The organism is Desulfoprunum benzoelyticum, assembly GCF_014201505.1.
GTDB lineage: Bacteria > Desulfobacterota > Desulfobulbia > Desulfobulbales > Desulfocapsaceae > Desulfoprunum > Desulfoprunum benzoelyticum.
The window spans coordinates 44,368-67,204 of sequence record NZ_JACHEO010000020.1 but is presented as its reverse complement, the minus strand read 5'-3'; the positions used below and the strand labels follow the sequence as shown (position 1 = coordinate 67,204).

Genomic DNA, 22,837 nt, shown 5'->3' with positions numbered 1-22,837 from the left:
TGTTCTGAGAGAGTACCTTACCATGGTTGGTAGGACAGATAGAGTCCCATCACGGATAAATCTGTCGAGGCTGAGTTTCAGTGGTAATCAGAAAATGCAAAGAGATGGGTCTAAATATTAAAGATTTAGAGTCGGATCAAAAGCTACAAGACCGAGTGTTATCTATTCACCACATCTATTCTCATACGCTGAACAGCACAGCTGCATTCAAAATAATAGAGAACAACTTGGGTACGGCATATATTCAGCAAGCACAAAAATTATTAGTCCAAACCCCCGGAGTACAGAGAGGGCAATTACAAGTTGGAGAGCCAATTACCCCTGCGACTCCTGCGATACCTGAAAGTGGAGCGCCGCAAGAAAAGCCTACCGCTGTGCTCACCCGACCTCCTACGTTGGCGGGTGAGCTTGGGCGTTAATATTTCCATCTCGAAGGTCTTCATATTCTATCAACGCTCAATTTGACCTTCCTACTGGACCTCAGGTTTTCAGACCAAAAATCTCCTATCACTTTTGACTTCCGGACCCATAAAAATAATTCCTATCATGATAGTTTTGCTTTGAGCTTCTCGATCGTCCGAGGGGCTGATCCTTCGTAGTGGTTGTTGACGTTGATGAAGATCTGGTGCTGCTTGTCCTTCAGGTCGCCTACCATCCTGGCAACTTCAGGTAGCTCGTTGTCTTTTGGCTCAATAATACTGTTCCAGGCGTTACCAGTGCGCTCCTCCATAGCCTTCCTTTCGGAGCCATGCAATCTTATTACCACTGGATCCGCCAGCTTCTCCCGGAACTTCCAATACACCCCGAATATAGGCGGCATATAATACCCTTGCAGGAAGACATGGCCCAGCCTGTGTTCGGCAAGATAATCGAAATACTCGCCCCTCAACCAGTTGGGGTTCCTGATCTCGACGCAGTAGCGGTATCCCTCCGGCAGTCCCTGACGGAAGACCTCGAACAGTTCGAGAAAGCGGTGGAGGCTGCCCATCTTCATCTTATTCAGGTATTCAAACTGGAACATCAGCGGGCCGATATGGTCTCCCAGTGGTTCAAGGGTCTGAAGGAACCGTGCCATTAAACCAGTAGAGAGAAAATGCGGATTGGGGACGAGGGTTGCATTCTTGCCCTTACTGTAATGATGGGTGAGGGTGATGCTGTTCGGTACCTTGATGCTGAAGAGAAATCCCGGTGGGACCGAAGCAGCGTATTCCCGCACGACATCAGCCCTGGGCAGGACCGGCATGTCACTCTTGAAAAGGGACCAGAACCACTGGTCGACTTCGACGGTGGAGTACTGCCGGCTGTACTGCTCAAGGTAGTTGCTACCCTGTCCTGCGGAGTAGACCAATCCCTCCCAGGAATCATATTTCCAGCTGCAGGTGCCGATTCTGATCAGATCTGTACTGTCCATGATGTCGACTATAAGGTCACATCAGTGCAGTGACAACAGGCTGTTCTCAGTATTTACCTATCACCCACCCTGCACTATTCCTCTGGGCGAGTTGAACGTGATGCGCGGCTACAATGCCCTTGGGTGAAAGGCAGGACCCTATTTGCCGGATCTGACCTTTTTGTTTCCGGAAGCTGAATGATCGATGTGGAGCTTACAGCAGCGCTGGTTCTCGCCATGCCCTGATCCGGTCGAGGATGGAAAAATATTTTTCGATCCTTTCCAAATCTGGCGAGCCGTACATCTCTACCATCCGTTCGATGGCCGCGGGCTTGTCCAAGTCAATCACCTCATAGATTGAATAGTCGCCATAGAGATCATGGGCGGCAAATATCAAGTCTTCGAGTTGGTCCGGCATGGCGTTTCCTCCCAGATGAATGGCGAGAAGGATACCCAGCTAATCTGACGGATGGCTTACAGTGAGGGCCGTGTCTTCTGTTTTGAGAAGGTTTGATGAACAAGGATTGTGATCGTTGAAAAACAAAAAGGCGGGACAGGAGCGGGACAAGCTACTCACCAACGCAAAAAGGGGTTAAGCCAAATTGACTTAACCCCTTGAATTTACTGGTGCACCAGGAGGGATTCGAACCCCCGACCTACGGATTCGTAGTCCGTTGCTCTATCCAGCTGAGCCACTGGTGCGAAAAGAGTTGATTGTATACCCTATATGCAGACTTTCCTCAAGCCTGATTTTTTGCCACCGGCTCTTTTTCGGCCCTGTGAAACAGGATTTCATTGTCGGCCGGTTTCATCGACGTTTCCGCAGTAATCATCACTTCGGTACTGTATTTATGCTCCAATTCCTGCACTTCATGGCGTTTATTGTTGAGGAGATAGTGGGCGACATCAAGCGGGAAATGGCATTCGACCTTTACGACATTCTTGCGACTGGCCCCGGTCTGAATCCGTCGCAGATAAAACAGCGCCAGGGTCTCGACCGAGCGCACCATGCCGCGGCCCTTGCAATGCTCGCACACCCGGTAATTACCGGCCTCGATCGGCGCTCCAAGCTTCTGCCTCGATATCTGCATCAGCCCGAACTTGGAGATCCGGCTCATATCGACCTTGGCCTTGTCTTTCTTCATCGACAGCTTGACCTGCCGCTCGACGTCACGGATATTTTTCTTGCTGCGCATATCGATGAAATCGACCACGATCAAGCCGCCGAGGTCACGCAGCCGCAGCTGCCGCGCCAGTTCCGACGCCGCCTCCATATTCGCCTGGAAGATCGAGGCCTCGAAATTCTTGCCCTTCGATGTCGATCCGGAATTGACGTCGATCGCCACCAGGGCCTCGGTCGGGTCGATCACGATCGACCCGCCGGAAGGCAGATTCACTCTCGACTGGTAGATTGATTCAATCTGGTCTTCCACACTGTACTGGTTGAAGATCGGACGGGCCCCCTTGTGCAGGCGCACCCGAACCTTCCGCTGTTCCGCCGGCAGCAACTCGACAAATTCCTTGACCTGCTCGAGGGCCGCACGGTCATCGACTAAAATCTCTTCGATCGACGGATCAAAATGTTCGCGCAGGAACCGCAGAATACTGTGCTGCTCCTCGTAGACCAGGCCTACCCCCTCCAGTTCCTGGCCTTTGCGTTTGATCTCGTCCCACAGACGAAGCAGATAGGTTACATCCCGAGCAAGGATTTCTTCAGTGATATCAACACTCGCCGTCCGTACAATCCAGCCGATACCCTCGGGGATGTCTATCGAGTTCATGGCTTCCCGCAACTGTGACCGCTTCTCCTCGCCGGAAATTTTCCGCGAGATGCCGGAGGAGTCCGAGCCGGGCATGAGGACAACGCAACGACCGGGAAGCGACAGGTAGGTCGTCATGTTGGCCCCTTTCTTACCGACCTCCTCCTTCACGACCTGGACCAGCACCTCCTGCCCCTTGTCGACGACATCGGTGATGCTGAGTTTTTTCCAGCTCTGCGCCTCGACAAGCCGTTTCGTTTCACCGGATAGGTCCTGCTTGAAATACTCGGGATGGATTTCACTGAAGGGCAAAAAGCCGTTCTTCTCCGTGCCGTAATCGACAAAGGCGGCCTGCAGGTTGGGTTCGATCGCCACGATCCTGGCCTTGTAGATGTTGTTTCTGGTCTGGGTCCGGTTGATGGTGGAGACGTGGATCGACTCGAGACGGCCATCTTCCAGAAGAGCAAGACGACATTCCTCGGGTTCTTCGGCATTGATCAGCAGCTTGCAGACCGGCTTGCGGATGTTTTCCGGCAGATGTTCCTCTTCGATGAAGCTGTCATCGTCTTCCTCATCCTCGACAAACGTATCGTCGATATCCTCGACCTCGACATCCTCATCATCCTGAACCCGACCTCTCCCCCGCGACGGCTGGGCACCTTCTCCTGGCACAACCACCGGCACCTCGGAATCGGCATCTGCCGCGGCATCTTTCCGAGGAAGTTCGGGTGCGTCGCCGTCCTTGCGTTTTGACCGCCTTCCCCGCCGCGACCGGCGCGAACCGGCCTTCTTCTCGTCGGCACGCGGGAGTGGTATCTCCTGGCCTTCAGTTCCTTCATTGCCGCCTGCCGCATCGCCGGGACTCGTTTCACCCTCGGAGACCGTCTCAATCTCGGGGCCACTCTCAATTTCGAGGTTCGTTCCAGCTTGAAGGCCGCTCTCAGCGTCGGTGCCCGTCTGATCCTCTACAGACTCGGCAGCGTCGGGCTCCGGCAGTGGCCGTTTCTTTCGCGGCGAGCGTTTTCTCGCCGCCTTCGGGATTGCAGCCTGCTCTCCAGACGGCCCAACAATGGCGGGGATTTCAGCGACTGCTTCCACTTTCTCTCCACCAGATGTGTTGTCGGAGGCCGACTCCTGCTCTAAGGCCTCGACCGGCGCCGCTGCCGCTTCGGCCCGGTCGCCTTCGCTCTCCGTCTTCTTCTTAACCGCACGCTTGCGCTTGGGTTTTTCGACAGCCTCGACCTCGACAGGAACAGCCGCATCCTGATCGGCATCATCGATCTTCACCGGCGGAGCAGCCTTCTTGCGCCCACTTCTCCGTGCCGGTTGCGGTTTTTTTTCTCCGTCGATCTTTTGCCCCTCCGCTTCTTCCGCTACCTGAGCCGTTTCCCTCTCGTCGACACCGGTGCTTTTCCACCACGCGCCGGTTGTCGCCTTCGCCGGAACTTCGCCTGATGGTTCTTCCGTTTTTTTCTTTGCAGTCATACTGTTCGTCTTCCTTTATCGCAGATGATACCGAAAAGAGGCATCTCCCTCGACAATCTTGCAGCCGACTGAAGAAGTTCCGAAAAAAGGTATCTCTTCTTCATCCGCCGACATAATTCATCAGATCAACCTGAAACAGGTCGCGATGTTCAAAAACAGGTACAGCGCCAAGTCATTTTCCTCATCGACAAACCGATTCGGTCCCCGATATCTCAGTGGAACAACCGAAGAACCGGAAATGATTTTTCTTGACACGACACCTGTCGCCAATTCCTGCGTTCATGCCTGGATGTGGGAGTGACGCGGATATTGCCTGTCGAAACGCAATCGCCCACGTCTTCCCATCACCTGCGCATTACCGCCTTGCATCACCCCTCCCCTTGCCCGCCGACGCCGCACTGCCGTCCGGCATGGGTACACCGTTCACTCCCCCTGTAACAGTTCTCCAGTCTCGTTCGCATCAAAGTACTCCGGATAAGGCAGGAATCGTTGGAAAGAGAGGTTGAGTGCACTGCAAAAGAAGCTGGTTCGGGAGGGCTGACACATTTGGTTGAAAATAAAACAATTTCCCTTTATTATCAAGGCAAATCTATGACTTTTGGCTTGACACCGATCAAGGAGAACCGTAAATTTCCTGGTTAAGCTGGATTGGCGCCATCGACTCAGGAGATCAGTGATTTCAACTGTCTGGATACATGCGTTTTGCAGTTGAAACAACTGCATATCCATGACAAGGAGGTAAGGTACCCGCTTGACGAGCCGGGCTGCCGGCTGCTACCATGTCATCCATGCACCTTCTTTAACGAATTCTCTCACAAGGAGTCTACTGTGATATTGCACTCCCCGCAGTTTCAGAAAGCAAAACGATATATCACCGCAGCCGCTCTCAGCCTGTTTGCGTTCCACTCCGCGCCGGTTATGCTGCAGGCTGAAAACGTTGCGACAGAGGAGTGGAACATTTCGGCCGACAAAATCACCCGCTACGAAGATCCGCAGAGCGTCGTCGCCGAGGGCAATATCATCCTTGAAAAAAGGGAAAAACTGCCGCCACCGCCTCCGCCGACCGAGGCTGAAAAGGGGATGACGGACTGGAGCGAACTGCTGGGAGAAGAACCGGCACAGAAAAAGGAAGTCAAGGCTGAACAGATCGACGCCGCTCCCGCTGCCACGATGAAGACGACGGTCACCATCAAGGCCGACTGGATGGTCTACGACACCACGCTCCAGTCGATCAAGGCCCGGGGAAACGTTGAGATCAACACCGGAGAAGACGTCCTTACCGCCGACCAGGCCAGCCTCGATCTGACGAAGGAAACCGGCACGTTCACCAATGCCTCGGTCGTCCGCAGCAACAAGTCGCTGCACCTCGAAGGGAAGACCATCGAAAAAACCGGGGTCAACACCTACAACATCGGCGACGGCTGGGCCATTACCTGCAAGGTCGAAAAAGGGGAAACGCCCCCCTGGAGCTTCGCCAGCAAGGATACCAAGATCGAACCGGGCGGTTACGCCGTCCTCAAGCACGCCCGTTTCAATGTCAAGGGCGTACCGATATTCTACACTCCGTACTTGATCCTGCCGGTCAAGAATACCAGGCAGACAGGACTCCTCTTCCCTGAATTCTCGAGTTCGAGCAATAACGGTTTCGGTCTCAACCTGCCATTCTTCTGGAACATCTCCGATTCCGCCGACATGACCTTTTACCCCCAGTACTACACCGACCGCGGCTTCATGCCCGGCCTCGAGTTCCGGTACGCCCAGGGCGATATGGAAAAAGGTGCGATTGTCGGCACCTGGCTCGATGATGAACTGTCAGATCCATCGGAAACCGGATATTATCAAGATACCGGTTTTACCCATACCAACAGCGATCGCTACTGGATCAGGGGTAAGGCCGATCACACCTTCGGCGACGACTGGCAGACCCGCCTCGACCTCGATATCGTCTCCGATCGCGATTACCTGACCGAGTTCAACACCGGCGTCAATGGCTACAACAAAACCGCTGATCGCTTTCTCGATGAATACGGCCGGGATTTTGAAAACAAACGCGCTGAAACCAGGGACAACACCCTGAAGGTCATGAAATCCTGGTCCGGCATGACGCTCGAAGGCACCCTGCTCGGGGTCAACGATGTCCGTGCCGTGGAAACCGATCCGACGCCGCTGTGGAAGTTGCCGAGCTTCGATTTCACCGGGTTCCGGACGATCGGCGAAAGCGATTTCAGCTACGACTGGGAATCGGGATATGTCAATTACTGGCGGGAGGACGGGGTCGGCGGCCATCGCTTCGATCTCCATCCCTCAATCAGTGCGCCGGTACCGCTCGGCCAGTACCTGGAGTCGAGGGCCGAGGTCGGGGTACGGGAAACATTCTACCTCGTCAACACCTACGGCGACGGCGAATGGACCAATGATGACCAGCAGAACCGGCTTCTGGCCGATTTCGAGTGGGAGGTGGGCACCACCGTCCTGAAGAATTTCTTCGCCGACGCCAGCCAGAACAGCGGCTTCGACCACCAGGTCCATCCGTATGTCCAGTACCAGTTCCTGCCCGATGTCGATCAGGATGAACTGCCGATCTTCGATGAGGTGGATGCCATCGAAGACGTGAACCGAGTCGTTTACGGCGTCGACAACTTCTTCAATCTGTTCGACAACTACGCCAGCGGCAACGCTACCCTGCAGGATTATGCCTACGTCAAGCTCAGCCAGTACTACGATCTCCGCGACGATTACGCCGGCGACTCGTCGTCCGATGTTCTCGGCCTCTCCGACCTGTCGGCGGCCTCCAACGATATCATCAGCGCCGATTCCGACGGGCGGTTTTCCGATATCTTCCTCAGGACCGGCTGGACCCCGACCAACTACCTGGCCGTTGAATACCAGACCGATATCGACGCCTATGGCGACGGATTTGTTGCACATTCCTTCGAAGGAACGTACCGCACCAAGAGAGGCGATCACTTCAGCCTTGATTACAGCTTCAGTGACGACTCCTCCATCGAGCAGATCAACGGCCTCGCCCGCACCCATCTGATCAACAACTGGTTCACCTCGATCGATGTCGAGCATTCGCTCTCCAACGACGAGACCCAGGAGGCAACCGTGTCCCTGACCTATCAGGCGCTGTGTTGGTCAATGTCGCTGGAATCGAACTATACGCCCGAAGACACCGCCTTCATGGTTGTCTTCAATCTTGCCAATATCGGCGGACGTCTCGGTCTCGGCAACTGATCGACCGGCTGCAGCAACGTTCGCAGGAGCCGGATAGCCTCGGACCCGGCTATTCCGGGTCCTGAGAGGTTCGAAGGTCCTTATCCATGCATCATGACATCTTCAACGGCGATGCCGACGGTCTGTGTTCCGTCCTCCAACTGCGACTGGCAAATCCCATCCCTGATGCAGTCCGGATCACCGGCACCAAGAGGGATACCCTGCTTCTCGCCCAGGTCACTCAACTGCATGGCAGTTCAATCACCGTTTTCGACATCTCCCTCGACCGGAACCGGGATTTTCTCCTCCAGTTGCTTCATCAGGGCAACAGGATCGAGTATATCGACCACCATTACGCCGGGGAAATCCCCAGGTCGCCCCTGCTCACCGCCCGTATCGACCCGCGACCGGATACCTGCACCGCATTGCTTGTCAATGCACTGGTCGGCGGAAAATACGGCAAGTGGGCCGTATGCGGCGCGTTCGGCGACAATCTTCATATCCCGGCCCGTCGACTCGCAAAAGAGCTTGCGCTCTCCGACGATCGGGTACAACAGTTGCAGGAAACCGGGGAACTGCTGAACTACAACAGTTATGGGGAGACGGTGGACGACCTGCATGTCGCTCCACTCGTTCTCTATGCAGGTCTGGCCCAATTTGACGATCCACTTGATTTTTTTGCCCAGTCGCCGCTGCTGCCTCGGCTCCGTCAGGGATTCCAGGCAGACCTCGACCTGGCGCTGCAGATCAAGGAACATGGACTCCCCGGCAAAAATCGAGTATATTTTTTTCCGGATGCCGCATGGGCGAGACGTGTCTCCGGGGTCTTCGCCAACCGCAAGTCCACCGAAAAGGCAGATGCCGCCCACGCCCTCGTGACCAGCAATCGTGATGGCAGCTGGCGGATAAGTGTCCGGGCGCCGCTCTGTGACTGTCGGGATGCCGACACCCTGTGCAGAAAGTTTCCGACCGGAGGCGGCAGGGCCGGAGCGGCCGGAGTCACCAGCCTCCCCCACGAGATGCTTGACAGTTTTTTGACGGATTTCCAGCGGATGTATCAATGATCGCCCGGAGTCCGATCATGATTCATCTTCAGTAATTCCAGAACCATTTATAACCAACCCAAGCCAAAGAGGTGCGCTCATTTTCAACGTTCATTGCCATTCCGACCACCGGTTCATGCATCTTATCGTTGTCCTGGCCGTCATCCTCCTCGGCTGCTCTCCCGCCTCAGCGCAGGAAGCGCCGAAGGCCGCCGACATGGTGGTCAACGGCCAGCCGATCGATGTCCACGGGGATAACTATCGTCAGCTCTTTCAGGAGCTGCGTGACGTCCACCATTTTACCCAGCAGCAGCTCGATGCCCTTTTTGCCGGGGTCGTCATCGACAAGAAGGTCCTCGAATTGATGGACAAGCAGTGGGAAGCGAAGCCGTATTACGAATACTGGCCGCTGTTCATCACTCCTGCCGTCATCGCGACCGGCAAGAAAAAATTAAAGGAGCATCAGGCCCTGCTCGACAGGATTGAAGCGGAGATCGGGGTTGACCGCGAGTACGTCATCGCCATCTGGGGGATCGAATCGCGATTCGGGGCCAACCACGGCAAATACGGCGTCTTTCAAACCTTGAACACCCTCTTCGATGCCTATCCTCGCCGCTCCAAGTTCTTTCGCAATCAGCTCATCCAGTTCCTGCTCCTGTGCCGCGACAACCAGATCAATCCGCTGCAGGTAAAGGGATCCTACGCCGGCGCGTTTGGCCAGACCCAATTCATCCCTTCCAGTTTTCAGGAGTACGCCGTCAGTTTTGATGGTGACCAACGGCGCGACGTCTTCGGCTCGATCGACGATATCCTCGCCTCTATCGCCAACTACCTGCACCACTTCAAATGGGTATTGGACGCTCCTGTCTATGTCGATATAGGCAACCGGCTCCACTCCGACAAACTCGTCCAGGCAAATCTCACCGGCAGAAAGGCCCTGGTCGACTGGCGGGAGGTCACAAGCGCGCAAGGTGTCACCTTGCCCCGCCCGCCACAGGACCGGGGCGTGACGATCGTCGGCCTCGAAATCCATCCGACAGAAGGCGGAGGCTTCCGCTATGTCGCGGGCTACCCCAATTTCCAGGCCATCACCGCCTGGAACAACTCCAACAGATACGCGATGGCGGTGTCGGAACTGGCCGAAGCGTTGAATCGCGGGCACTGAATCACAGCGACACGTCGATGAGGAACAGGCCGCCCCGCCCTTCTTCGCCTGTCGCGATCGTCATTGTGCTCCTGACCGCTTTATTCTCCGTCCTGCCCGGTACCGCCATCCAGGCCGCTGGAATCACGACAACGGCCGAAGAACCGCTGTTCACCGATGATTTCGATCGACACTCCCTGCTGGAGGCGGCAAGACGACAGGCGGAATACCTGCGCAGGATACCGGAGGACGATCACTTCAAACTGGGGACTCGTACCGTTTCGGCAGAGCTGCTACGCAGATCCATCGCAACATTTATCGAGATCATAGAACAGGAATCCTCGCCACTGGTGATATCCAGGCGGGTGCAGGAGAGTTTCGACTTCTTGCGGGCAGGGGCCGGCGAGAACGCCACCTTCGCCGGCAGTATGCTGGTGACCGGGTATTTCCAACCGGTCCTTGACGGCAGCCTGCTGCCGATCCCACAGTTCAATCATCCGCTCTACCGTCTTCCGCCGGATCTCATCGAACACAACAACGGCACCACCACCAGCATCGGCAGGTTCTGCAACGGCCGCCTTGTTCCCTACTGGTCCCGGGAGGAAATCGAAACCCGCCGTCCCCTTGCCGGCAACGAACTCCTCTATCTCGCTGATCCCATTGAAGCGTTCATCCTGCACATCCAGGGATCGGGAAAAATCCGCCTCCGGGACGGCTCCTGCAGACCGGTGCGTTTCGCCGGATCAAACGGTCGCCCGTACCGCAGCATCGGCCGACTGCTTGTCGACGAGGGCCGGCTGACGCTCGAGCAGGCCACCCTGCCGGGCATTGTCGAGTACCTGCATGCCCATCCCGGGGAATCGCAGCGTATCCTCCACGCCAATCCCCGTTTTATCTTTTTCGCCTGGGGAAAAACAGGGACTGTCCTCGGCAGCGGCAATATCGCCTTGACCGCCGGCCGGTCGGTCGCCGTCGATCCATCCGAGATCCCCCTGGGAACGGTGGCCTTCCTCAAATCCCGGCAGCCGGTCGTCGACCGGAATGGCCACCTGCAGCGATGGCGTGCCCTTGACCGTTTTGTCTTCCCCCAGGACAGCGGCGCGGCGATCCGGGGCGGCAACCGTCTCGATCTGTTCCTGGGCGACGGCGATGAAGCGCGGCATGCGGCGGGACTGATGCGGGAAAAGGGATCGTTGTATATCCTTGTGGAAAAATCGACAAACGGGCTGAAAAAAGATGAATGATCCCATCATTACCCTGACCACGGATTTCGGGGCCGCGGACGAGTATGTCGGCGTTTTGAAAGGCGTCCTGCTCACCGGTCTCGGCAACGCCAACATCATCGATATCACCCATACCATCCCACCCCAGGACGTCTTCCATGCCTGTCGGATCCTGGCCGGTTCCGCCCCCTATTTTCCACCCGCCTCAGTTCACCTGGCAATCGTCGATCCCGGCGTCGGTTCCAGGCGGCGTATCCTCGCCCTCCGCTCGGCCGGGCAGACCTTCGTCGGGCCGGACAACGGCATTTTCACCCCGTTTCTCAACCTCGATTCAACTATCGTTTACCATGTCACCAACGAACGCCTGTTCCGATCTCCGGTCAGTCCTACCTTTCACGGCCGTGACATCATGGCCCCGGTCGCCGCCCGACTGGCAGGGGGGATGGACATCGCCGAGACAGGCCGACCCGTGCCGCGGGAGAGTTGCGTCCGACTGAGCGAGAACGAGCCATACCAGAGCGGTGGACGACTGGTTGGCAGCGTGCTCGCCAAAGACAATTTCGGCAATCTCCGCACCAATCTACCGGAGCAAAGAGTCAAGGATTTCGGGGGGGGTGGAACGGTCACCTTTCAGATCGGAACCCTGGTGATCGATAATCTGAATTCCGTCTATGCAGACAGACAGCGCGGGGAACTCATAGCCCTGACCGACAGCCAGGGATTCATCGAGATCGCCGTAGTCGGCGGTGATGCGGCACTGGTGACAGGCATCGGCATCGGCGACGAAGTCATCGTCAGCCGCCAATGCCGTTGAGGTGGACATTGCCCTGTCATGGGTACACGACAGGGCAATGGCAATGAGAAAGGACTGCGGTAGCCCTTTCAGTTGCCGACTTTCAACGTCCCGCCCTTGCCGAGTCCGCCTCTGACTTCCTGGGCACGGTAATTTTTCAGGGCCCGTACCATCTGATTGAATGAATCGGCGAATGCGGCCGCCAGGATTTTGCCCTGCGGGGTCTTTTCATAACCGCCGAGCCCGACTCCACCGCTGCCGCTGAAGATGCCTCCCAGCAGGCCGAAATCGAATTTCGAGGCACTGCCTTCCGCTGCGGCGATCTGCACCCCGGAACGGTTCTCAACCAGGGTCAGCATCGTGCTCGCCTCCCGCTTCTTCATGCCGCCGGCAATGCCGAGCGCTGTGCCGGCGCTGCCGCCGAAGGCACTCATCAAGCCCCCAACGGCCGCTCCCATGCCACCGGAATCCTGGCTGCTGAAGGTCACGCTCGGGGTCAGGGTGTAATCCGCCGCCACCATCTGTCCCTTGCCGAAATTGCTGCCACTCCGCATCTCGCCGGATGCCTGCAGTTCACGCTCCTTCTCCATCGCCCGGATGCCGCGGCGATCGCGTTCGACGACAACGAAACAGTTGGACTGCTGAGCCATCAGGCGCAGGAGTTTGGAGGTCGGCGGAAGCCTGTACTCATGGATGATGATGTAATACCAGTCCTCCTCCTGGTCTTCCAGCAGCGCCAGGGTCCCGAACGACTCGGCACATCGCTCGAAAGAGGTGTTGGCGTTGTCGGCGGCACTCCCGCCGGCGGCACCGGTAATCGTCGTCTTGGAGCCCGCCGATCCGGTTTGGATTGGAGTACAGGACGCCAGGAATATGGCCAGACAAATCAAAACAGCAGCTCGCATTTTTATCTCCCTCATCGAATGGTTGGTCTCGATACTACCGCCTACTATCTGATCATTTTTTCAACTCCTCCGATCGGCCGAGGTTCCATCCTGACATTGAGAGGAGGGCCGGCACGACCCATGCCGCCATTCCTCCCCACACTCAGGATGAAATCCCGGTACACCAGGTGGTTCACGTCAACAGCGCGAACCTGCTCCAGAAATCGGGAAACGATTTGGCGACGCATCCCTCATCGGTGATGCGCACCCCCGGGACCTTCAATCCAGCCACGGCGAAGCTCATCGCCATCCTGTGGTCCCGGTATGTCTCTATCTCCGCCCCGTGGAGCGATGCACCGCCATCGCCATGGATGATCATCGCTTCCCCCTGTTCCTCGACCTCGGCTCCCATCCGTCGCAGTTCGGTGACGACGGCGTGCAGCCGATCACATTCCTTGATCCGCAGGTGGGCGATATTGGCGATCTCCGTCCGCCCATGAGCGAAGGCCGCGACAACCGCCAGGGTTGGGACGACATCCGGCATGTCTCCCATATCCACCGAGATACCCTCGAGCCCTCCCTGTCGCTCAACGCAGAGACCGTTGCCAACCTGCGTCACTTCGCATCCCATCCGGGCCAGGAGCGGTACGAGACCGATATCACCCTGGAGAGAGAGTGCCGGAACGTTTGTCACGGTAACCCGGCCGCCGGCAACGGCGGCGGCGGCCCAGAAATAAGAGGCGTTCGATGCATCGCCCTCGATCCGATAGTGCCGTCCCCGATACACCCCCTGCGGGATGGAAAACGATTTGAAATCAGGTGTACAGTCGGCAAGAACGCCGAAATCGGCCATGACCGACAGGGTCATTTTGACATAGGGTTTCGACAGGACCTCGCCGTCGACTTCAAGACTGGCCGGTTGTCGGGCATACGGGGCGACAAGCAGCAGCGAGGAGAGATACTGGCTGCTCTTGCCTTCCGGCAAAACCGTCCTCCCGCCCGTGATCCCCCGGGCATTGACGAGCAACGGCGGGCAATCGGTGCCCCTGACCGAAACGATGTCGACCCCCCAGCCGCGCAGGGCAGCGATCAGCGGGCCAATGGGTCGATGCTGCATCCGTTCGTCACCGTCGATGGTGACAGCCGAATTGCCAAGAGCGGCAACGGAGGTGAGAAACCTGGTCGCCGTACCGTTGTTGCCGAGATAGATCGTCGTACCATCCATATGAACGGTACCGCCGTTGCCCTCGACGACCCAGCACTCCCGGTCTTCCCGGTCAATCCTGACCCCGAGCCGGGCCAGCGCCTGAGCCGAGTATTCCGTATCCTCACTGACCAGAGGACCGCAGAGTCTGCTCTCTCCCCTGGCCAGCGCGGCGGCAATCAGTGCCCGCTGCGTCAGGCTCTTGGAACCCGGAATACTCAATTCCGCATCGACCGACGGTACCGGTTGGATCTCAATCATCGTCTTCCCTCGTCATACACGCCTGCTGTCACGTTCATTATTATTGCGCGCTGTTTCCGGTGGCCCGCCATAACACCTTCTGCATCAGCTCCACCGGGGCGGCCTGGCCGGTCCACAGTTCAAACTGGGCCACACCTTGATACAGCAGCATCTCCAGGCCATAGACAACCTTACACCCGGCCTCCCTGGCATCTCGCAGCAACCTCGTTTCGAATGGAGAATAGACGATATCCATAACGACGGCAAAGTTTTTGAGATGGCCACTGGGGAGAAGGCTTTCATCGGACTTCGGACCCATACCGACGGAGGTGGCGTTGACAAGCACGTCCCCGGCCAACTGCTCGATATCGGTCAGAGAGTGCCACGGGCAGCGCAGGTCGGCCGCCAGTTTTCGCCCCCGCGCCTCGGTCCGGCTACAGATACTGACCCTGGCCCCGGCCTCCATCAGACCAAAGGCGAGGGCCCTGGCCGATCCTCCGGCGCCGAGGAGCATGACGTGTCGCCCCTGCAGTTCGATATGATTGGAGAGGGCCCGGTTGGCCCCAACCCAGTCGGTGTTGGAGCCGCAGAGAAGTTTCGCCTCCCCCTGGCCGACGACATTGACCGTATTGACGGCCCCGATCTTCAACGCCACCGGATCAACCGCATCGAGGCAGGGAATGATCGACTCCTTGTGCGGGATTGTCACACTCACCCCCCTGATATTCAAGGCACGGATACCCTTGACCGCATCAACGATGTCATCCACCTGAAACGCCACGTACACCCGGTTTTCACTCAGGGCGGCGAAGGCGGCGTTGTGCATGAGCGGACTCAGTGAATGGCCGACGGGGTTGCCGACTATCCCATACACCTCCGATTTCCCGTTAATTTCCGCCATAGTTGGCTCTGTTGGATTCAGATATCTCTTCTCTGATGTTTCAACCGATCGTCGACATCCGGGCAATCGCTCTGCAACAGGGAAGAGCGTCTGCAGGTCAGTGACAGGTTCATCCGGTCTCCAGGGCTCCGATGACCTCACGGACCGAAGGAAGTTTTTCCTGCAGCACATAGTTGCCGATACCATCGACAACCTCCTCACTCGCCCGCGGGTTGACGAAGTTGGCAGTCCCAATCTGCACCGCCGTCGCTCCGGCCAGCATGAATTCAAGCGCATCCTCTGCCGTGGCGATCCCGCCAATGCCGATGATCGGGATGGAAACGGCCTGGGCGACCTGGTAGACCATGCGCAGAGCCACCGGCTTGATCGCCGGACCGGATAGACCGCCACAGACATTGGCCAGCGCCGGCCGGCGCCGCTTGAGATCGATGGCCATGCCAATCAGGGTGTTGATCAATGACACGGCGGTGGCCCCGCCATCCTCGACGGCCTTGGCGATGACCGTGACATCGGTGACATTGGGCGAAAGTTTTACGATCACCGGAACGGCGGCCGCCTCCCTGACAGTACGGGTGACCGCCGCCGCCATCGCCGGATCGGCGCCGAAGGCGACGCCGCCCTTTTTCACATTGGGGCAGGAAATGTTGATCTCGATGGCCGCAACCGTTCCGCAGCCCGAGAGCTTTTCGGTGATGTGCCGGTACTCATCGAGGCTGTCACCAAGAATATTGACGATAATCGGCACCCCGAGCGTGCCGAGGTAGGGGATCTTCTCCACGATAAACCGGTCGACTCCGACATTCTGCAGGCCGATCGCATTCAACATGCCGCAGGCGGTTTCAATGATCCGAGGCGGCGGATTGCCGGAGCGGGGATGAAGAGATATCCCCTTGACGATGATGGCCCCGAGACGGCGGAGGTTGAGGAGTGACTCGAATTCCCGGGCATAACCAAAGGTCCCGGAGGCAGTCATCACCGGATTGGCAAGAGAGAGAGGACCGATATCGACGCGGAGATCCGGGATCCGCACGCCGCCGTTCAGATATTCCATACCATCTCCTCCGCATCGAAGACCGGTCCGTCGACACAGACATGGACATAGCCGCCACCCCGGGTTGGTTTGCTGCACCCGAGGCATGCCCCCATGCCGCAGGCCATGACGCTCTCGACCGAGACCTGGCAGGAATTTCCACGCGCTCGACAGAGGACGTTCATCCCGGCCATCATCGGCTCCGGGCCGCAGCAATAGACAGCGCATGAAGCAGGCAGAGAGAGAGAGGAAAAGGCGGCGGTGACGAAACCACGCTGACCGTACGATCCATCGTCCGTAGTCGTTACCACGGTCATCCCGAACTGTTCGAAATCTTTTACCAGTGGCTCAACTTCGCTTCTGCTGCGACCTCCGAGGATAACGGTATCAAGTCCACAATCCCGCTGCAGCCGGCTCAATTCCCGGGCGAGAAAGAGGAGCGGGGCAATCCCCAGCCCCCCTCCGACCAGGCAGGCGGGCGACTCGACAAGACGAAAACCCCTGCCGAGTGGTCCGAGAATCGAAACTTCCGCACCCTCCCCGACCTCGGCAAGCATCTCGGTTCCCCGCCCGACAATCTTGAAATAGACCTGAAGAAGGCCTTCCTTGTGGGCCTGGTGGATGGAGAAAGGCCGCCGCAACAAGGGGTCGTTGCCGGTCCCTACCCTGATCATCACGAATTGCCCGGGGTAGGCGGCGGCAGCGATGTCCGGACATTCGAAGGTGAGACGGACGTTGTCGGCGGACAGTTGCTCTCTTCGAATAACAACAGCTTTTTCCTGGTATTGGGTCATCATTGTGGATACATTGTTGTCGGTATCAGCACCTGTTACTCATTAAACAGAATAAGGCCGGATTACCTTGATGCACAGCGAACCTTTGATCTTGACCTTCGCCGCTCTGTTTGGCGCCATTGTCGGCAGCTTTCTCAACGTTGTGATTTTCCGCCTGCCACAACCGGAGGAGTCGATTGTCTTTCCCGCCTCGCACTGCCCGAAATGTCAGGCAGGTCTCAGGTGGTACGAAAACATCCCCCTGCTCAGCTATATTTTCCTGGGTGGTCGGTGCAGCCACTGCCGAGGCCGAATTTCCCTGCAATATCCACTGGTGGAAGCGGCATTAGCACTACTTTCAACTGCTATTGTCTATCGATTCGGACTGACCGTCACCGCCGGCGGTTTCTTTTGCTTCAGCGCCGCCCTGCTGGTGGTCATATTCATCGACCTCCGGCATCAAATCATCCCTGACATGATCAGTCTGCCGGGGATTGTGATCGGCTTCGTCCTCTCATTTTTCTCCCCTCTGATCTCGTGGCTGGATTCCCTTCTCGGAATCGTCTGCGGCGGCGGGGTCCTCTACGGTATCGCCTTGATCTATTTCTTCCTGCGCCGGCAGGAAGGCATGGGTGGCGGCGACATCAAGCTGCTGGCCATGATCGGCGCCTTCCTCGGCTGGCAGGCACTGCCTTTTGTGATCTTTGCCAGCTCGATGAGCGGCGCTTTCGTTGGCATCCTGGTTATGGTCATCGAACGTAAAGAAGGGTTAGCGACTCGAATCCCGTTTGGCCCCTTTCTCTCGCTTGCCGCCTTGCTGTATATGCTCTTCTTCCAGGAAATCAACGCGCTCTATTTGAGCTATCTCGACGGTTCCCTGTTCTGACAACTTCTTCGACACTGAAATTCTCATCGATTTGTCCCGCCATCAAGACCTCGGCAAGACGTGATCCCAGGTCTCTTGCCTCTTCGAGCTGCTGCGGGCTGTGCCCAAATCTCGGACAATGCCGTTGAACCAATGACCGACAGGTTCTGGGTATTTTCCCGGTGATTTTGATAAAGACCCCGATGGCACACCACAGACCCGGACAAGGATGCTGAAAGACCCGGGGAGGCATGACTCTGGCGCCGCACCGCAACAAATACCTGCGCATCTCCCAGGCATGCAACCGCCAATAGGTCCTGCAGGATATGAGGGGCAGGACGATTTTCCCTGCCAGCATTTCAGAAGAGTACTGCTGGAGAAAATAGACCATCGGCCCGCTCAAATGATACGACCATGTCGGTCCGGCACAGATAACGAGGTCCCAGTGCGAAAAACATGTTTTGTCAGGCGGTGCTACGGCGACCGGGCGCCGGAGGAAAGCTGCAACCATCATTTTTAGCGCTCCGATATACGATCCGACTGGAAATGGCGGCGGTGTCAACGGCTTCAATTGTTCCAGCCGGACTTCGACTCCACCTTCATTCAGTCCTTTCGCCAAGTTATTCAAAAGATTGCGAGTTTGACTACTGAAGGTGTAAAAGAGTATCAGAACTCTTCTTTGCGCTACGAATGTTTTCACATCTGTCACATGGGCAGAATTAGTTGTCCGTAGGAATATATCCGAGACTGGAACAAAAAAAAAGCCCCCGAAAATTCGGGGGCTTTTCTTTGGATGGCACCGGATTACGCTTCAATCTCGTGTTCAACACCGACTGCGATCTTATACAGCAGGGTCAGGATGAAAAAGCCGGTCGCCCAGATACCAAGGGTGATCCCCAGTTCATTGGCTGTCGGAATATACTCGGTAACTTCGTTGAGGGGATTCGGTACAAATCCGCCGAATACGAACCCGAGCCCCTTATCGGCCCAGAGGGAAAGGAAGATCAGGGCTGAAGCGACACCGACCAGACGATAATCGAAAACCTTGGCGATTTTCATATACGCTAATATTCCCAGGCCGGTGAAACTGAAGGCCGTTGCCGTCCACATGAACGGGACGAGATTGTTGTAGACATGACCATCATGCTCGAGACCGAAGAACAGGTACTCAAGACTATGGATGTGTCCCGGCATCCCCGAATAGTAGCCGACGAAGAACTCGAGCAGGAAGAAGAAGGTGTTGATGATCACGGCATACATGATAATCGTGGTCAGTTTCTGGATCGCCTCCTTGCCGGCGTCGAAGTTAGCGAACTTGCGCAGGACCAGGCAAGCGAGGACGATCAGCGACGGGCCGGCGGCAAAGGCCGATGCCAGGAACCGCGGAGCGATGATCGCCGACAGCCAGAAGTGCCGGCCCGGCAGACCGCAGTACAGCATGGCGGTGACGGTGTGGATCGAAACGGCGAAGGGGATCGAAATATACACGAAGATGTAGATCCACTTCGGCGGATGGACCTGCTTGCGCTCGGCGGTCAGGATAACCCAGCCGCAGAGACAGTTGAGAATCAGATATCCCCACAGGACGCACATATCCCAGAACAGCATGGAACCAGGGGTCGGAAAAAAGACGACATTGAGGCCCCGCAGCGGCTGACCGAGATCGGCCATGATGAACATCAGGCACATGATCAGGGCCGAGATGGCGAGGAATTCGCCGAGGATCGTGATCCGGCCGAAGGCCTTGTAGTCATGGACATAGTAGGGGAGCACCAGCATCAGACCTCCGGCCGCAACACCGACCAGAAAAGTGAACTGGGAAATATACAGCCCCCAGGAAACGTCACGGCTCATACCGGTCAACCCCAGGCCGAACATGTACTGCCGCACGTAGCAGGCCGCACCGATGGCAATACAGGTGCCGAGCACCGCAAGCCACATCCAGTATGTTGATTTGCCTTTTAATACTTTCTCGATCATGACAACCTCACACTATGTAGTAGACTGACGGTCTGGTGCCGGCAGCAGGATTTCGCTGAATCGTAAATTCCTTGTCAAGAACCCCTCTGATCTCCGAGGCCGGATCGTTGAGATCCCCGAAGACCATGGCACCCGTGCCTTTACAGGCCTCAACGCAGGCAGGTTCGAGGCCGAGAGCCAGACGCTCGCCGCAGAAGTTGCACTTCTCCACCACCCCGCGCATCCGGGTCGGGAAATCGGGATTGTAGTTGGTGATGAACGGTCGCGGATCCTGCCAGTTGAAACTCCTCGCCCCGTAGGGGCAGGCAGCCATACAGAAGCGGCAGCCGATGCAGCGATGGAAGTCCATACCGACGATGCCGTTTTCCGGCTGGACGAAGGTTGCCTTGGTCGGACAGACCCTGACGCAGGAGGGGTTGTCGCAATGATTGCAGAGAACGGCAAAGGGTTTGGTCTTTGCCATTTCCGATTTATGAAGGGTCTCCTGTTCCGGAAAGACATTGGCATAGGGAGCCTTCCATATCCATTTTATCTCATTTTTGCGATCAGTAAAATGGGGGATATTATGGACCTTGTTGCAGGCGGCGATAGCCTGATCAAGCAGCATCGGCTGAACGGCAAAAACCCGCATATCGATAACCATGCCCAGACGAACCCCGGTTGAAACCGGCTCGCCATGGGCTCCGGCTTCACCATGAGCTGGCGTCGCATGCCCTGCATCCTCGGAGGCGAAGGCGGTATGGGAGGTCAACTTCACTATCGCAGGTGCACTCATGCCGGCAAGGGCGGCGGCTCCGGCGATCTTCAGAAATTTTCTTCTCGTATTATCCATTAGTGCGTCTCCTTCTTCGATGCCGCCTCGGCGGGGGTCAGGTGGCAATCCCAGCAGGTGGGGGATACGGCAGCATAGGTGTGACAGGAGTCACAGAACTTCTCCTTGTCGGTATGACACTGCATGCACGCCATCTGCAGTCCCTTGCGATACTCTTTGCCGCCAACCTTGACGTTGGCCCGATCGTTGTCTCGGAGGACGGCATCACGCCACTCGTTCAGCAATTTCATATGATTATCTCTCATCTCTCCGGCAGGAGCGACACACTCCTTCTCGCCAACCGGGAGGTCAGGTTTCGGCACGGGACCGGCATTCAATCCGTTATACCAAAGGGGGAAAGTCACGAAGACGATGAAGATCACCAGCCCCGGTATGATAGTTCCTTTATTATACATGTGTGGCTCCTCTATCCCGGTCAGGATTTAAAGCAATGTTCTAAGGCCGTCATCCAACTCGCCCCGTGTTTCACCCTCAAGCACAAGGGCATTACCAACCAGCTCGGATATACCGCATACCCGTACTCCGGGATTCCAGTAATCCATGAGCGAAGTCAGTGTCGCCCGGTCAATGGCACAGACGCAGGAAAGCATGTTGACATCATGTTTCTCATGCACGTATTTAACCGCGTTTGCTCGAGGTAATCCCGAACGCATCCTCAGTTCCATGATCTCATCGGTGTTCAAACCAGTACCTGAACCGCAGCAGAAGGTCTGCTCCCGAATCGTGTTCTCAGGCATCTCCACCCAATCGACAACGTGGTCGAGGATATATCGTGGTTCATCCAAAAGCCCCATAGCCCGTGCGGGATTGCAGGAATCATGGAAGGTCGCTTTGACATGGCTGTTGCGGCTCTTATCAAGTTTCAACTTGCCATGTTTGATCAGATCGGCAGTAAACTCACTGATGTGAACCATCTTGGTTGAAGCCGTATTGTCAAAGACAGTTCCAGTGATCGGCGATTTCGGCACCTCAAGGAAATCAGCCGGACCGTTCATCGTATCCATGTACTGATGCAGGACACGCCACATGTGACCGCACTCACCGCCAAGGATCCATTTGACTCCCAAGCGCTTCGCCTCGGCGTACATCTTGGCATTGAGTTTCTTCATCGATTCGTTGTTGGTGAACAAACCGAAGTTACCGCCTTCCGAAGCATAGGTCGACCAAGTGTAATCGAGTCCGATGGCCTCGAACAGGATCAGGTACCCCATCGCGGTATAGAGACCGGGCTCGGCAAAAACGTCTGCCGAAGGAGTGATGAAAAGGACTTCCGCACCTTTTTTATTAAAAGGTGGATTAATCCTTACCCCAGTCAGGTTTTCGATGTCATCAGCCAGAAATTCGACATTGTCTTTATAGGTATGAGGCTGGAGTCCCATATGGTTACCGGTTCGGTTGGAGTTGGAAACCGGTTCCAGGATCCAGTTGATGCCGACACCGACCAGATGCAGCAATTCCCTCAATATGATTGTAATTTCAGCTGTATCGATTCCATACGGGCAGAAAACGGAACAACGTCTGCACTCCGTACACTGGTAGGCATACATGAACCATTCTTTGAGAACGCCGACCGTCATTTCCCGGGCACCAGCCATCCGACCGAGAAGTTTTCCTGCGAGGGTAAAGTCATTACGGTAGATCGATCTGAGCAGTTCAGCCCGCATTACCGGCATGTTTTTCGGATCGCCGGTGCCGAGGAAGAAATGGCATTTATCGGCACAAGCACCGCAGCGGACACAGCAGTCCATGAATATCTTCAATGACCGGAACTTGCCCAGGCGTTCCTTCAGGCCGTTGAGAATGATCTCCTTCCAGTCCTCGGGAAGTTTCCAGTCATCATCCTCCGGCGACCAGATGCGGGCATTGGGAAAGGAAAGCCCCTTCTGACTGTCGAGGTATTCGACCTTCTCTTTTTTTGCCGGATAGGCGTAATTGCCCTCCTTGAAATGTACCGGGATATCCATCCAGTCCCTGGTCGGTATCGCTCCGGTTGCCAAGGATGGTCCCTGCACGACGCTTTTCGATAATTGTTCTAATTTTGGAACTGCCATCGTTGTCTATTCCTTATAAGCTG

At 56.5% G+C, this 22,837-nt stretch carries 18 protein-coding genes and 1 tRNA gene; 6 read left to right on the top strand and 13 right to left on the bottom strand.

Annotated features, from left to right (window positions below; all coding sequences use genetic code 11):
* Positions 1–544 precede the first annotated feature (544 nt).
* The 4 genes from HNQ81_RS14390 to HNQ81_RS14375 form a co-directional block, all read right to left on the bottom strand.
* Positions 545–1,411 carry a DUF72 domain-containing protein gene (locus HNQ81_RS14390; RefSeq protein ID WP_183352001.1) on the bottom strand — a complete coding sequence of 289 codons (867 nt, stop codon included), beginning with the start codon at positions 1,409–1,411 and terminating at the stop codon, positions 545–547.
* 193 nt (positions 1,412–1,604) lie between these two features.
* Positions 1,605–1,808 carry a hypothetical protein gene (locus tag HNQ81_RS14385; protein WP_183352000.1) on the bottom strand — a complete coding sequence of 68 codons (204 nt, stop codon included), beginning with the start codon at positions 1,806–1,808 and terminating at the stop codon, positions 1,605–1,607.
* A 207-nt stretch (positions 1,809–2,015) separates the two neighbouring features.
* Positions 2,016–2,092: transfer RNA gene (locus HNQ81_RS14380), tRNA-Arg, on the bottom strand.
* A gap of 38 nt (positions 2,093–2,130) precedes the next feature.
* Positions 2,131–4,635 (bottom strand): Rne/Rng family ribonuclease, encoded by a 2,505-nt coding sequence (locus HNQ81_RS14375; protein WP_183351999.1) that lies wholly within the window; start codon positions 4,633–4,635, stop codon positions 2,131–2,133.
* A gap of 828 nt (positions 4,636–5,463) precedes the next feature.
* Between HNQ81_RS14375 and HNQ81_RS14370 the strand changes: the two genes are divergently transcribed.
* The 5 genes from HNQ81_RS14370 (at position 5,464) to HNQ81_RS14350 (ending at position 12,075) form a co-directional block, all read left to right on the top strand.
* A complete protein-coding gene (locus HNQ81_RS14370; protein WP_183351998.1) occupies positions 5,464–7,872 on the top strand; it encodes an LPS assembly protein LptD in 2,409 nt (802 codons plus the stop codon).
* An 86-nt stretch (positions 7,873–7,958) separates the two neighbouring features.
* Positions 7,959–8,915 (top strand): acetyltransferase, encoded by a 957-nt coding sequence (locus HNQ81_RS14365; protein ID WP_183351997.1) that lies wholly within the window; start codon positions 7,959–7,961, stop codon positions 8,913–8,915.
* A 115-nt stretch (positions 8,916–9,030) separates the two neighbouring features.
* Complete coding sequence (locus tag HNQ81_RS14360; protein ID WP_240191734.1) at positions 9,031–10,059, top strand: lytic murein transglycosylase; 1,029 nt, start codon at positions 9,031–9,033, stop codon at positions 10,057–10,059.
* 17 nt (positions 10,060–10,076) lie between these two features.
* The gene (mltA, locus tag HNQ81_RS14355; protein WP_183351996.1) at positions 10,077–11,282 is read left to right on the top strand and encodes a murein transglycosylase A; all 1,206 of its coding nucleotides are present in this window, start codon (positions 10,077–10,079) and stop codon (positions 11,280–11,282) included.
* Positions 11,275–12,075 (top strand): SAM hydrolase/SAM-dependent halogenase family protein, encoded by an 801-nt coding sequence (locus tag HNQ81_RS14350; RefSeq protein WP_183351995.1) that lies wholly within the window; start codon positions 11,275–11,277, stop codon positions 12,073–12,075. The genes mltA and HNQ81_RS14350 overlap by 8 nt, the downstream gene beginning before the upstream one ends.
* Before the next feature lie 68 nt (positions 12,076–12,143).
* Here HNQ81_RS14350 and HNQ81_RS14345 read toward each other — a convergent pair whose 3' ends face one another.
* From HNQ81_RS14345 to HNQ81_RS14325, 5 genes are all read right to left on the bottom strand, one after another.
* Complete coding sequence (locus HNQ81_RS14345) at positions 12,144–12,959, bottom strand: CsgG/HfaB family protein (protein ID WP_183351994.1); 816 nt, start codon at positions 12,957–12,959, stop codon at positions 12,144–12,146.
* Positions 12,960–13,131: 172 nt separating this feature from the next.
* Positions 13,132–14,403, bottom strand: a complete 1,272-nt coding sequence (gene aroA / locus HNQ81_RS14340) for a 3-phosphoshikimate 1-carboxyvinyltransferase (RefSeq protein WP_183351993.1) — start codon at positions 14,401–14,403, stop codon at positions 13,132–13,134.
* 40 nt (positions 14,404–14,443) lie between these two features.
* A complete protein-coding gene (locus HNQ81_RS14335) occupies positions 14,444–15,283 on the bottom strand; it encodes a shikimate dehydrogenase (RefSeq protein WP_183351992.1) in 840 nt (279 codons plus the stop codon).
* A 109-nt stretch (positions 15,284–15,392) separates the two neighbouring features.
* Positions 15,393–16,334, bottom strand: coding sequence for a dihydroorotate dehydrogenase (locus HNQ81_RS14330; protein WP_183351991.1), 942 nt, complete (start codon positions 16,332–16,334; stop codon positions 15,393–15,395).
* Positions 16,322–17,110 (bottom strand): dihydroorotate dehydrogenase electron transfer subunit, encoded by a 789-nt coding sequence (locus tag HNQ81_RS14325; protein ID WP_240191735.1) that lies wholly within the window; start codon positions 17,108–17,110, stop codon positions 16,322–16,324. Before HNQ81_RS14325 ends, HNQ81_RS14330 begins: the two co-directional genes overlap by 13 nt.
* Before the next feature lie 67 nt (positions 17,111–17,177).
* On the opposite strand from HNQ81_RS14325, the gene HNQ81_RS14320 reads away from it, so the two are divergent.
* A complete protein-coding gene (locus HNQ81_RS14320; protein ID WP_183351990.1) occupies positions 17,178–17,972 on the top strand; it encodes a prepilin peptidase in 795 nt (264 codons plus the stop codon).
* A 783-nt stretch (positions 17,973–18,755) separates the two neighbouring features.
* On the opposite strand, the gene dsrP is transcribed toward HNQ81_RS14320, so the two are convergent.
* From dsrP to dsrK, 4 genes are read right to left on the bottom strand one after another with little or no spacing between them, the layout of a single operon-like run.
* Entirely contained in the window at positions 18,756–19,931 is a 1,176-nt protein-coding gene (dsrP, locus tag HNQ81_RS14315) for a sulfate reduction electron transfer complex DsrMKJOP subunit DsrP (RefSeq protein ID WP_183351989.1), read from the bottom strand.
* 7 nt (positions 19,932–19,938) lie between these two features.
* A complete protein-coding gene (gene dsrO, locus HNQ81_RS14310) occupies positions 19,939–20,763 on the bottom strand; it encodes a sulfate reduction electron transfer complex DsrMKJOP subunit DsrO (RefSeq protein ID WP_183351988.1) in 825 nt (274 codons plus the stop codon).
* Positions 20,763–21,158, bottom strand: a complete 396-nt coding sequence (dsrJ, locus tag HNQ81_RS14305; protein WP_183351987.1) for a sulfate reduction electron transfer complex DsrMKJOP subunit DsrJ — start codon at positions 21,156–21,158, stop codon at positions 20,763–20,765. Before dsrJ ends, dsrO begins: the two co-directional genes overlap by 1 nt.
* A gap of 27 nt (positions 21,159–21,185) precedes the next feature.
* The gene (dsrK, locus tag HNQ81_RS14300) at positions 21,186–22,814 is read right to left on the bottom strand and encodes a sulfate reduction electron transfer complex DsrMKJOP subunit DsrK (protein WP_183351986.1); all 1,629 of its coding nucleotides are present in this window, start codon (positions 22,812–22,814) and stop codon (positions 21,186–21,188) included.
* Positions 22,815–22,837: the final 23 nt, after the last annotated feature.

What these genes read in the sequence shown, in the direction of transcription:
- HNQ81_RS14390 (WP_183352001.1), bottom strand. Translation starts at nt 1,411, where the DNA reads ATGGACAGTACAGATCTGATCAGAATCGGCACCTGCAGCTGGAAATAT.
- HNQ81_RS14385 (WP_183352000.1), bottom strand. Translation starts at nt 1,808, where the DNA reads ATGCCGGACCAACTCGAAGACTTGATATTTGCCGCCCATGATCTCTAT.
- HNQ81_RS14375 (WP_183351999.1), bottom strand. Translation starts at nt 4,635, where the DNA reads ATGACTGCAAAGAAAAAAACGGAAGAACCATCAGGCGAAGTTCCGGCG.
- HNQ81_RS14365 (WP_183351997.1), top strand. Translation starts at nt 7,959, where the DNA reads ATGCATCATGACATCTTCAACGGCGATGCCGACGGTCTGTGTTCCGTC.
- HNQ81_RS14360 (WP_240191734.1), top strand. Translation starts at nt 9,031, where the DNA reads ATGCATCTTATCGTTGTCCTGGCCGTCATCCTCCTCGGCTGCTCTCCC.
- mltA (WP_183351996.1), top strand. Translation starts at nt 10,077, where the DNA reads ATGAGGAACAGGCCGCCCCGCCCTTCTTCGCCTGTCGCGATCGTCATT.
- HNQ81_RS14350 (WP_183351995.1), top strand. Translation starts at nt 11,275, where the DNA reads ATGAATGATCCCATCATTACCCTGACCACGGATTTCGGGGCCGCGGAC.
- HNQ81_RS14345 (WP_183351994.1), bottom strand. Translation starts at nt 12,959, where the DNA reads ATGCGAGCTGCTGTTTTGATTTGTCTGGCCATATTCCTGGCGTCCTGT.
- aroA (WP_183351993.1), bottom strand. Translation starts at nt 14,403, where the DNA reads ATGATTGAGATCCAACCGGTACCGTCGGTCGATGCGGAATTGAGTATT.
- HNQ81_RS14335 (WP_183351992.1), bottom strand. Translation starts at nt 15,283, where the DNA reads ATGGCGGAAATTAACGGGAAATCGGAGGTGTATGGGATAGTCGGCAAC.
- HNQ81_RS14330 (WP_183351991.1), bottom strand. Translation starts at nt 16,334, where the DNA reads ATGGAATATCTGAACGGCGGCGTGCGGATCCCGGATCTCCGCGTCGAT.
- HNQ81_RS14325 (WP_240191735.1), bottom strand. Translation starts at nt 17,110, where the DNA reads ATGATGACCCAATACCAGGAAAAAGCTGTTGTTATTCGAAGAGAGCAA.
- HNQ81_RS14320 (WP_183351990.1), top strand. Translation starts at nt 17,178, where the DNA reads ATGCACAGCGAACCTTTGATCTTGACCTTCGCCGCTCTGTTTGGCGCC.
- dsrP (WP_183351989.1), bottom strand. Translation starts at nt 19,931, where the DNA reads ATGATCGAGAAAGTATTAAAAGGCAAATCAACATACTGGATGTGGCTT.
- dsrO (WP_183351988.1), bottom strand. Translation starts at nt 20,763, where the DNA reads ATGGATAATACGAGAAGAAAATTTCTGAAGATCGCCGGAGCCGCCGCC.
- dsrJ (WP_183351987.1), bottom strand. Translation starts at nt 21,158, where the DNA reads ATGTATAATAAAGGAACTATCATACCGGGGCTGGTGATCTTCATCGTC.
- dsrK (WP_183351986.1), bottom strand. Translation starts at nt 22,814, where the DNA reads ATGGCAGTTCCAAAATTAGAACAATTATCGAAAAGCGTCGTGCAGGGA.